Consider the following 10,484-nt stretch of genomic DNA (forward strand, 5'->3'; position numbering starts at 1 on the left):
CGTCGTCTCGAAAATCATCGAGTAAGTCGCGCCAGCGAATATCCAAAGAAAGGGCGTCCCTCGGGACGCCCTTTTTCGTTTTTGCCTAAGCTAACAGGCGAAAGAATAGTTATCCGCTTCAGTCCGATTTTTCGTAAGTCAGATTGCCGCCCATTATCGTGTAAAGAACGTCGACGTCAGAGATCGCTGCCGGCTCGATCTCGAATAGGTTTTGATCCAGCACTACGATGTCGGCTTTCTTACCAACCTCGAGGCTGCCGATCTGGTCATCCATACCCATTCCTCTGGCGGCGTTGATGGTATGAGCTTCCAATGCGAGCTGTAGCGGCATTCTGGCCTCATCACCTCCCAGTGGCGGGACATCTGAGCGGCCAGGCAACTGGCGTGTTACCCCTGCCTCAATGGCCGCTAGAGGGCGATATTCGGATACATATCCTGAGACAGGCCAGTCTGAGCCAAATGAAAAGACTCCCCCACCAGCCACTACTTTGTTGACGGGATACATGGCCTGAACGCGATCTTCACCCAGACGCGTGGTCGAAACCGACTGCAACAGTGGATCGAAGGTCATCCAAGCCCCGGTCGTGTCATAGATGACACCAAGTTCTCCGAACCGGGTGTAGTCGTCCGGGTGAATCAAAGTGCCGTGCGTTATTTTGTGCGCGCGTTCGCGGTCAGGGTTGACCTCAATAGCGGCCTCAATGGCGTCCAAAAGAGTTCTTACAGCCAGATCTCCGAAGCAGTGGCAGGTAACGTTGAAACCAGCTGCATCGGCGCGGATGACCGCGTCCTTGACCAGTCTCACGGGAATGATCGGTTCAGCCACCAATTCGGGTTTATCGGCATATGGGTCCACATAGAGCGCATTCCATTTGTCGTCTCCACCGTCCATATTGATTTTCAGATAGCTTGCTTTAACCAAATCGGAGTTAAATCGGTCGCTAAGTTCCTGCGTACCGGGAAGAGGATCAATCGTCCCATCATTCCAATAGTAGGAGCCGATGAAACGAATCGGCAGCTCTCCGTTTTTCTCGAAATCGGCCATCATCTGAAAGCCTTCTTCCTGGCTCATGCCCTGAATGCCATGGTCATGGACTGCTGTGATTCCTGCTGCTGCGAAACGCTGCAGCCAATTTGAAACACCCTCGGACATGAATTCGGGGTTCACATCAATGAGCGAGGTCAAAACCTGCATTTGCGCAGGTATTTCAATTATCCATCCTGTTGGGTTTCCCTCGTCGTCGCGTTCAAAGAACGAAAATCCGGGTGCTGTGTCAGGCGTGTTCCTGTCGATACCGGCCATTTCCAGCGCCTTGGAGTTCACCCAGGCCGCGTGACCATCGATGGCCCATAAGTAGACCGGCCGATCAGCCTCGATTTCATCAAGCATGGCGGCGGTCGGGTTGCCATCTGCCCAGGGATTGAAGCGGACCCCATAGCCAAGAATTATGTCGTCCTTGTTGGTTTCGACTTCTTTACGGATACGGTCAAACAACTCGTCTTTGTCATCCGTCTGCAAGTCCACACCAAGCATGATCAACCCGCCTGCAGCCGCATGGATATGTCCATCCACGAAGCCGGGCAGGGCCATTTTTCCCTTTAGGTCAATGACCTCTGTGCCAATACCGATAACATCTTTTAACCCGGTGGAATCACCTACATAAACGATCTCTCCGCCTTCGATGCCGATAGCGGTTGCAATGCTTCCGCTTGCGTCCATTGTATGGATCTCGCCGTTGATCAGGGCGTAGTCCGCTGTCGGATTGCTGCGATTGGACTGAGCCTGAGCATGGGTCGTAGCGGCAAGAAGCGCCATTGCCGAAGCAACTAGTTTGTTCATCAGTACCTCCCCCAAGATAAATCATTTGAATATGATGATATAGAATTTGACGGAAAATACGAAGCTTATGCAAAATTTCGTTTGAGATTGACCTCGACATATCGTTTTCAATTGGAAGTGCTTCCCTGATTTCGAACCTGTCGGGCTACTAATTCGAACGCCAAAACTGGGAGGGTTTTTGTGTCGGCGATCGTATCAAACTTTGGCTAATCATAGTTGGGTGACCACCACGGCCGAGCCTGAATTCCAGACCTCAACTATCTCTTCCCCGCAGTTCGAATAGATGCCTAAACTTGCGATAGCGAAATAGAAACGCGTGAATACGCAGACATAGCGGGTGAGGTGGAGACATGGTGGGACTGGACCTATTGGTCAATGCGGCGAACATTTTCTATCTCATATCCTATTCGGTAAGAGACATCTTCTGGCTACGGGTCCTGTCCGTTATCGGTGCGCTGATATTGTTGCCCTACTACTACCTGCAAAGCAGTCCTTTATGGGCACCGATTGGCTGGAACCTGTTTTTCACAGTGATCAATATTTATTGGATCATCCGCCTTCTGCTTGAACGCCGTCCGGTTGCTTTCAGTGACACCGAAAGACATCTGTACAACATCGCCCTTAGGAACTTTTCTGAGCGGGATGCATACAACCTGCTGAGAATGGGAGTTTCCGATATCGTCCCAACAGGTGAAGTGCTGCTTTCAGAGGGAGAGCATGTTCATAGCCTGGTATTGACTGTCGACGGCGAGTTTAGCGTTGAGATGAATGGTGAACCGGTGGACCAGCTTGGCGAGGGTAGGTTTCTGGGCGGCACCGCGTTTCTAAGCAATGACCAGGATTTTGTGGCTCCGGTATCCGTAAAGGCAACCAAACCCGCACGGGTCATCCGCTGGGACCTGACTAAACTGAATATGGAACTTGAGAAAAAACCCGATCTGGAGATTTCAATCGAAGCAAGCCTTGGCCTTGAGATTTCGCGCTTTCTGCAGACGGCACGATTGCAAATTCCGTGAAGGTACGCGGGGATCAGCTCACTGGGTGATTTCTGAATAGTATCCCAGCTAAGCGTGCGATTGGTAGCGGGCGCCAAGCTCGGCGACGCATTATCTTCAAAATCCTTTTTCTTGTCGCAATGACTTGCTAAGTGGGTTTTGAACTTTATGACAAGCCGATATGCAATGATCTATTCTTTCAAGAATTTTACCCAGTTTTCAGGCGCGTTTTTGCTTGGGCTGACGACGATGATCAGCGATGTTGCGTCCAAACCTTTGCTTACGAATTCTCAGTCGACTTATGCTTCGGCCTGCATCGAGCAGAGTGATACGCCCGAAAGGTTGATCGAGATCTGTCAGCTCGGTCTTGAGGAAGCTGGGTCGTCTGATGCGCAGCGTATCGAGATGCTGGATCGGATGGCCTGGGCCTATGTGGATGTCGATGACCTTGAACGCGCTCACGATGTCTTTGATCAGATTCTGACAATCGATCCCAATGCAGAACCGGGCCTGCAAGGGCAGGGCTGGGTTTTGTATCTGTTGGATGATTACCCCGCGGCGGTTGAGCTCTTTCGGCAGGCCGTATTGCGAAAGCCCAATGCTCAAAACATGGCGGGGCTTGCTTCCAGTCAACATTGGGCCGGACAGATTGAGATTGATGAGTTCGAAAACTATATGCGCGCCTCACTGGCGCTGGATCCGGAATACCCTTGGGGTATGCGTGAATTGGCATGGGTTCTGGCGTATGACGGTCAATACGACAAGTCGCATGAACTGTTCACGTCGGCACTGGAAATCAATGATGCCGATGCAAATGCAGAATATGGGCTGGCCTATGTCCTTTCCGAGAGCCAACAGTGGGATGATGCGCTTGATCACGTGAATCGAGCGCTGGAATTGGATGAGGAGTTTATTTCTGCCCGGTCCCGGCGATCACTCATATTGTTGATGCTGGATCGCCCGAAACAGGCGCTTAAGGATGCGGATGCTGTAATCGAAGCCCGACCTGACGATTCAGATGGTTATGTGCGACGTGCGCGGGCTCTTTCGGCTCTGGGTCGCCGTTCCGAGGCGCATAGGGTGTTGGACGAGGCAAAGTCCCGAGCCGGTGAAAGTGGATATCTGGTGTATTGGCAGGCAAGCCTGCTTGCGGATGACGCAGAGTTTAATGCAGCGCTGGCGCTTATTCGTCGCGGTGTTGAAATGGATGGAGCCGACCACTTCGACCATCGCTTGCATGCTGAAATTGCGCTAGAACTCGATAAAATTCCCGAAGCGCGAGACGCAATTGATCGCTCTTTGGCGCTGGGTCCCAGCGATTCCTTCGGACAGTTCATCAATGCGATGATTCTGATCGAAGAAGAGAATTTTGTACAAGCCGAGGAAATTTTCGACGGCGCGATCGATGCGGGACTATCCGAAGAGTATCTGGAAGATTTCATGTCGGCACTGATTTCGCATGGCCGCTTCATGCAGGCGATCAAGATGCGGGTACGTTATAGCTGATCACATCGGTTGACGGTTGGCCGACTACCAACCGTACTATGGCGTTCTAGTGCCTCGGTTCGAGACTCAGCTTTTCCTTGCGAAAATCCATTCTGTCGCACAGGCTGGATCATAATTTGAACCAGCATTTCCCAAAGGTGGTGTCAGCACAGGCATGATTGCGCATCTGGAGCACATTTTTTTAAACGTCTTCAACATCATCCTGCCGGTTCTGATTTGTGTCGGGGTTGGATACACGCTGGCGCTGATCAAAGCCCCTTTCGACACCAAGGTCGTGAATGATCTGATATCCCGCGTCGGTTTTCCGACACTTGTCATCTCGCATATTTCAACGGCCCAGATCGATGGAGGCACGTTTATAACAGTGGTTGGTGCCGCCGCAGTAGCAGTCGCGGGTTTCGCGGTGCTGAGCCTCATTGCCTTACGGCTGCTGGGGTATTCCATTGCTGCATTTCTGGGGCCACTGATGCACGGCAATGTCGGTAGCATCGGGTTGCCCGTCACTTTGTTGGCGTTTGGCGATGCCGGGATGGCGTATGCGATGGGATTCGTCGTAGTGATCCTGCTCAGCATGTTCACGGTAGGTATCTGGATTCCGTCGGGAACCATTTCGGTCAGAGCTGTGCTGACATCTCCGGTCATCTATGCTGCACTTATCGCTTTGGGGCTGGTCCTGACCGGCACACATTTACCCAAGCCGATAGAATCGAGCTTTGACATTTTGGGTGGACTCGCGATTCCGATGTTGTTGCTGACAATGGGGCATACGCTTGCATCGTTTCAGGTCAGAGATGTGAAGCAGGCAGGACTGCTGACAGTTCTGCATTTATGTATCGCAGGATCCGTGGCGGTGGCTGTAGTGTGGGCGTTTGGATTTACCGGCACCGAACGTGGCGTGGTGATCCTGTGTTGTCTTATGCCTTCCTCGGTCGCGAACTACCTGTTCGCGGATCAGTACCTGCCCGACAAAGCACCGGATGTAGCGGGCTACATTCTGGTATCGACTCTGGCGACGTTAATCGTTCTGCCCTTGGCGCTGACCTATTGGGTCTGAATATTAGCCAACCGGTTTCCAGGGTTCTCGACCAACCATCTGATCTGCCTCGGCGGTGATCCGGTTCATGTGGTCTTCAAGGCTCTGGCGCAGCTCTTCAATCTGTTCTTCGGTAGCTTTGCGCGGCACGGCATCGGTCCACTCACGACACAGAAACACCCCTTCATTTCGCCAGGGGCGGGGCATCAACAGTCGGTCCCAGGTACCTGCTTCGCGCCCATGGCGGGCAGAGTAGGTGATACCAAAAACGCGTTTGCCCGATGTGCGCGCCCAGATGAGCGGAACGGTCGACGATATGCGCTCGGGGCCCCTTGGACCATCTGCGGCAATCCCGATCGAGATGCCTTGCTTCATCTTGCCAAGCACTTCTCGCGACAAAGCCACGTGCCGTTTGTGACTGGACATTGCGATCGTGTCCATTCCGAACAATCGCTGAACCCGCCCTACCATGCTGCCAGCGCGTGCAGCCGAAGTGATCGAGCAGATACGCCCTTTGTCCAAAGGAAAGAAATAGGGGGACTGCGCCAAACGCTGATGCCACAAAACGACAATGACCGGTTCACCGCTTTCTGCGAGTTGATCAAGCTCTTCATATCCGATCCGCTGCCAGCGCGTATTGCGGTGCACCAGACGGATGTAGCCTGCGATGCGCCGAGCAACCCAATTCAGAAAGGTTTCACTGTCTGCGATCTTTTTGCGGAAGCTCACGTGAGGTGTCCCTGTTGTTGGCCGAACCTTGTCTTATAGGACTGCGCGTCATGCGCAACTTTTTTGTCTGTTGGGGAACTGCGAAGGAATCTAAAAAAGGCTCTTGAGTCCTCCGCGCTGCTGGCATATCTGGAGCACACCATAGGGGTATAGCTCAGTTGGTAGAGCGACGGTCTCCAAAACCGTAGGTCGCGGGTTCGAACCCTGCTGCCCCTGCCATTTAAAATAAATCACTTACATCGTTTCCGTGTAGACTAAGTTAGACCAGTTGGGAGCTTTTGTGCCCATTTCGTGCTGTTCCAGCTTGCGAATTCCCGATTCTGCCATCTCGGCATCACGGCTGAGATAGTGGGAGTCAAGGATAGCGCCCACGTCTCTCAGGCTGTGGCCAGTGATGGTCGCTATCTCTATTTCCGTGCTTCCCGCGATGGCTAGTCTGGTCACTGCGGTGCCGCGCAGATCATGAAAGGTCAGGCCGGTGATCTTTGCCTTGGCCACTGCTTTGCGCCAGCTGGCGCTGAACCCGTGGCTGGTCCAAGATGTGCCTTTTGAGGTGGTCAGGATTGTCACAGCGGCTTTGTTCTTTGCGGCCTGATCCAAAAGAGCTTTCAGGGGCGCGCCAACAGGAATGACCACGCGCCGGTTGGTTTTGCTCTGACGCAAGCGGATATGCGTTCCGTTATATGCTGTCCATGGCAGGCGCAAAAGGTCGCCCTGTCGTTGCCCGGTCCATACGGCAAGCATGTAAGCCATTTTGATGCGATCCGGGGCAGATTCCAAAAGGGCTTCTTCATCGGATGTGGTCCAGATGCATTCGGCGCGCTGTGATTGGTAAAGTTTTCCGGGGTTTTTGCACGGGTTGGCGTCGGTTAGCCCGCGATTATACGCCCAAGCAAGAATCGATGCAAAAGTCGCGAAAACGTAATCGGCCTGACGTCGAGATTTTGACGCCATCTTATCGCGCCATGCCAGAAACTCAGCGCGTGCGCGCCGATCGGGCAGGGCAGCAATGGGGAAGTCACCAAATTCCAGTTCGATCTTCTTGATGTGGCCGATGTAGTCGCGCTTAGTCCGCTGGCTTAGCCCGGCCCATTTGGGTGTGTCCTGATACTTGTTCAGCAATTCCTGAATCGTATAGGCTGCGCTCTTCGGCTTTTGCGTAACCGCTTCATTGTAAGCGGCCACAAACTCAGGTGAGCCGGGTTTGCCGGGTAATCTGGGTCCACCTTTCCATGCGTAGTAGTACGTTACCGTCTGACCATTCGCCAATTTCTTGGTGTTTCGGTTAATGCCTTTGAGCTTAATTCTCATGGCGCTTGGCCTTCCATTGATCAAAGGGGTCTAAAGGCTTTTCCGCTTCGGCTCCCCGATAGGGCAGGCCATCCGCCCAAGCGTCAAGGTCTGCCCGATCATATAGCACATTCCCCCCGTCGCCTTTGCGGGGCAGGTTCAGATTGCGGAGCTTGCTGGGTGAGACACCCAGATAGTGCGCTGCAGCCTTTGCTTGCATCAGTCTGGGGGGGGAACTGGAAGCTCATTTGCTCACCAGAGATATCGGGCGCAATATTGGCTGAGCCGCCAGTTCTGCTTTGCCCCAGTGCTTATGGAAATATGGCACTCGTCGGCCGCATTTAGTGCACCACTTTTGTGACCAATGGTGATCGCGGATGTGGTGAAACCTAACGTCCTGAGGGCGCATCATCCGTCCCCCTGTGAGAGTGCGCGGGCTCCGGGGGTGTTGAGATACGAGCCGGGGTGTTCATGTGCCTTTCCCCGCTTCGCGTATCGCGTGCTTGAGCTTTGCGGTTGCCATGATGGTTGGTTTAAGTTCGTTTGGTGCATCGTCATACGCACGCGTCCAACGACCGCTCAGGGTGGGTAGCATCGCGCGTGGGATTGCTTCCCAATTCGACGGGTCGGTATTGGTTCTGTCTCCGTCCAGACACTTCAGGGCCATGCCTTCGGGGAGTGGCCCGTTCTGCTTTTCCCAAAGAAACCGGTGTTTGTGCATGAAGCGGGTTGAGTGGCCGGTGTGGGGGTTAACCAAGGGTACTTTCATTTCGATGTACCCGTCTCGGTCTACGCGTTCGGAGTACATTGGCACCTGGTTGGCTGGCACCTGACCTTTCTTGAACTGAGTGGCGGCGCTGTTTGCGTTGTAGGGCATCTTTTTGCCCTTGTTCCAGGACTTGTGGCCCTTCTCAAAACAACCTGTTCGACCGGTCTTGATCCGGTAGCGTTTTTTGAATCCGATGACCTGGTTCAAAGTAATGTCGGTACCCGGGAACGCTGCCAGAAACTGCGCGTGCGATTCCTTGCGGGACAGCTCAGCATTGTCGCGAAGCCACTGGACCTGTTCCGGAGAGAAGACCAGGGACTTGCCCTTGTTTCTGGTCTTGCCTTCTTTGCCGGCTGACCAACCGTTTCGCGAGCACAGGCCTTTAATATGATCTTCGGTGACGTCAGAGCGATTGAACTTCACAGCGAAATCGGCCGCAATCTCTCGGCGTGATCGATGCGCGTTGGCCTTCACCCAATCCAGTTCGGTCTGGCTGTATTTGATCCGCTTGCCTCTCATTCGGCGCTCTTCCCGATCTGGGGCAGGTGGTCGACAATCTTCTCTCCGTGCTCGGCGTAGAGTTTCGCGGCTTTCAGCTGCAGCTCAGCGTTGCCGGTGATCTTGTCTGCGACGTCAACCATGGCGCCAGCGCGTTTTACTTCCTGCTCTATCTGTTCGGCAGACAAGTCCTCATCCGATAGGCGTTCGAGTTGCGCGAACAGGTGATTGTTCAGATCTCCGAGTTTGTTTCTCACGATTGCTCTCCTGTTTTGTTGAGTTTCTTGCGCCAATCGAACAAGCTGAGTGCACCTTTAACGGGGATGAAGGGGACGGGCTGCACGTTTTGCAGAACAAGTCCGTAGGGGCCGAAGAACCAAGGGCTGTCGCTGGCCTCGATGCAGTCCACGATTTCAGCAGTGGCGACGATGCCGCCGCGCTGCAAATCGCATAGCCGTGGTGTCAGATCGGCTAGTGTGGGAGGCGGGTTTTTTGCTTCTCGGGTGGTGACCGCCTTCGAACGATGCCAAGCCAACACATCTTCAACACAGAAGTTGTAAGAGATTTCCTCGGGTGGCAGTGGCGCTGTCGAGGCATGCAGGCAGATCGGCCCGCGATAGTTGAAGCGACGCGGCCTGTTCTCAATGCGCTTCCCCGCGTTGATGATCGCCCAAACCCATGGTTGGCGGATCGAAAGGGCGCGGTCGGGCAGGGTGGATAGGTCGGTCATGCCTGCGTGGCCTCGGAGCTAGTCGCGCGCCACTGCGCTTCGCTATCACCTAGCCGGTAGTCGAGCTCTGCCTCCGTCTCTGGGGACAGGTGCATGTCCTTCACCAGTTCCAGATATAGCCAATTCCACCAGTGGCGGATCTTGGCGTCCGGATGCTTGTATCCAACGATCTCGGCTGCGTGCATCAGGTGAAGTTGGAAGTGGTGGGGAAGCTCATCGAGACTCTGCAGATAGCGTTCCACTACGGAGTTCATTTTTTCGGTCCAGTCGTGGTCCAGACCGAGAGGCCATTCGTAGCTTGGCCCGGTGAAGGAGCCGCCGCGCGGATCATATGGGTTTTCAAAGACGTTATGATCTAGCGCGCCCAACAGGACACAGCGACGAAACCAGCGGATCAGGAACTTGCATGGGTGGTACTTTGCAACGCCATCAGGGCCGCGCACGGCAGTCAGCAGTACTGTCTGCTGCATGCAGGTGAGGCTGTGGGTCCATTCTTGGGTAACAATAGGCATGCTAAATCCTTTTTCAGAACCGGCGAGGCATAAGCAGCCAGAAGGCTTTGGGGTCTTCGCCTTTGACAAATGCCGGGTTGCTGTCGAGGTCGAATTCAATGGAGGCCTCGGGCGTCACTTTCATCTGATCAGCGAGATAGCGAAGGGCAAAAGCGATGGTCGCTTCGCCTTCGCCTTGAATCGGAACGGATGCGCCTTCGCCATCAATCTGCCGGGTAGCCATGCGTCCGGCTTTTGCGTCGAGTTGCACGGTAGTCCAGCGGTCGGTTTGGTTCAGGGCTTTTGCAATTCGTGACAGCCGGATGACGGAAGACTTCGTAAGTGCGAGGCGGGTTGTCGGTTCGCCGCTGGGAATTACCCGCTGATATTCTGGGTAGGTTCCGCCGATGTTTTTGGCGTAAAGCTCTATTCCATCCCATTTGATGGCTGTAAATTTTCCAGTTCTGGTGACGGAAACGCTCTGGTTGCCCTTTGGATTGGTGAAGGCCAGCAGAGCTAGAGCGCGTCTGGCTTTATCAGATTCAGTCTTCCCCAGTTTTCTGATCCGTGATTCCATATCTTTGAGCAGATATGGAGGTAGCA

The 10,484-nt window shown here is 53.9% G+C and carries 12 protein-coding genes and 1 tRNA gene; 4 read left to right on the top strand and 9 right to left on the bottom strand.

Going from position 1 to position 10,484, the window contains the following annotated elements:
• Positions 1-118 precede the first annotated feature (118 nt).
• Entirely contained in the window at positions 119-1,840 is a 1,722-nt protein-coding gene (locus ACR0CW_RS22720) for an amidohydrolase (protein WP_480789536.1), read from the bottom strand.
• 350 nt (positions 1,841-2,190) lie between these two features.
• Here ACR0CW_RS22720 and ACR0CW_RS22725 point away from each other — a divergent pair, with 350 nt between their 5' ends.
• The 3 genes from ACR0CW_RS22725 to ACR0CW_RS22735 all read left to right on the top strand — a co-directional run bounded on the left by ACR0CW_RS22725 (position 2,191) and on the right by ACR0CW_RS22735 (position 5,395).
• Positions 2,191-2,856, top strand: a complete 666-nt coding sequence (locus tag ACR0CW_RS22725; RefSeq protein ID WP_480789537.1) for a cyclic nucleotide-binding domain-containing protein — start codon at positions 2,191-2,193, stop codon at positions 2,854-2,856.
• Between the two features lie 147 nt (positions 2,857-3,003).
• Positions 3,004-4,341, top strand: a complete 1,338-nt coding sequence (locus ACR0CW_RS22730; RefSeq protein WP_480789538.1) for a tetratricopeptide repeat protein — start codon at positions 3,004-3,006, stop codon at positions 4,339-4,341.
• Between the two features lie 154 nt (positions 4,342-4,495).
• Positions 4,496-5,395, top strand: a complete 900-nt coding sequence (locus ACR0CW_RS22735; RefSeq protein WP_480789539.1) for an AEC family transporter — start codon at positions 4,496-4,498, stop codon at positions 5,393-5,395.
• A 3-nt stretch (positions 5,396-5,398) separates the two neighbouring features.
• Here ACR0CW_RS22735 and ACR0CW_RS22740 read toward each other — a convergent pair whose 3' ends face one another.
• Positions 5,399-6,103, bottom strand: a complete 705-nt coding sequence (locus ACR0CW_RS22740; RefSeq protein WP_170337241.1) for a lysophospholipid acyltransferase family protein — start codon at positions 6,101-6,103, stop codon at positions 5,399-5,401.
• Positions 6,104-6,246: 143 nt separating this feature from the next.
• On the opposite strand from ACR0CW_RS22740, the gene ACR0CW_RS22745 reads away from it, so the two are divergent.
• Positions 6,247-6,322 (top strand) — tRNA-Trp (locus ACR0CW_RS22745).
• Between the two features lie 15 nt (positions 6,323-6,337).
• Here the strand turns inward: ACR0CW_RS22745 and ACR0CW_RS22750 are convergent.
• The 7 genes from ACR0CW_RS22750 to ACR0CW_RS22780 form a co-directional block, all read right to left on the bottom strand.
• Positions 6,338-7,414 carry a tyrosine-type recombinase/integrase gene (locus ACR0CW_RS22750; RefSeq protein ID WP_480789540.1) on the bottom strand — a complete coding sequence of 359 codons (1,077 nt, stop codon included), beginning with the start codon at positions 7,412-7,414 and terminating at the stop codon, positions 6,338-6,340.
• Positions 7,404-7,613 carry a helix-turn-helix domain-containing protein gene (locus ACR0CW_RS22755; protein WP_480789541.1) on the bottom strand — a complete coding sequence of 70 codons (210 nt, stop codon included), beginning with the start codon at positions 7,611-7,613 and terminating at the stop codon, positions 7,404-7,406. The genes ACR0CW_RS22750 and ACR0CW_RS22755 overlap by 11 nt, the downstream gene beginning before the upstream one ends.
• Before the next feature lie 249 nt (positions 7,614-7,862).
• Positions 7,863-8,681, bottom strand: a complete 819-nt coding sequence (locus tag ACR0CW_RS22760) for an HNH endonuclease signature motif containing protein (RefSeq protein WP_480789542.1) — start codon at positions 8,679-8,681, stop codon at positions 7,863-7,865.
• Entirely contained in the window at positions 8,678-8,917 is a 240-nt protein-coding gene (locus ACR0CW_RS22765; protein WP_480789543.1) for a hypothetical protein, read from the bottom strand. Before ACR0CW_RS22765 ends, ACR0CW_RS22760 begins: the two co-directional genes overlap by 4 nt.
• Complete coding sequence (locus ACR0CW_RS22770) at positions 8,914-9,390, bottom strand: ASCH domain-containing protein (protein ID WP_480789544.1); 477 nt, start codon at positions 9,388-9,390, stop codon at positions 8,914-8,916. Before ACR0CW_RS22770 ends, ACR0CW_RS22765 begins: the two co-directional genes overlap by 4 nt.
• A complete protein-coding gene (locus ACR0CW_RS22775) occupies positions 9,387-9,860 on the bottom strand; it encodes a hypothetical protein (RefSeq protein WP_480789545.1) in 474 nt (157 codons plus the stop codon). The genes ACR0CW_RS22770 and ACR0CW_RS22775 overlap by 4 nt, the downstream gene beginning before the upstream one ends.
• Positions 9,861-9,915: 55 nt before the next feature.
• Positions 9,916-10,484, bottom strand: a 569-nt coding sequence (locus tag ACR0CW_RS22780) for a hypothetical protein (RefSeq protein ID WP_480789546.1), incomplete at its 5' end; no start/stop codon positions are given.

Source organism: Ruegeria sp. CH6, assembly GCF_056537005.1.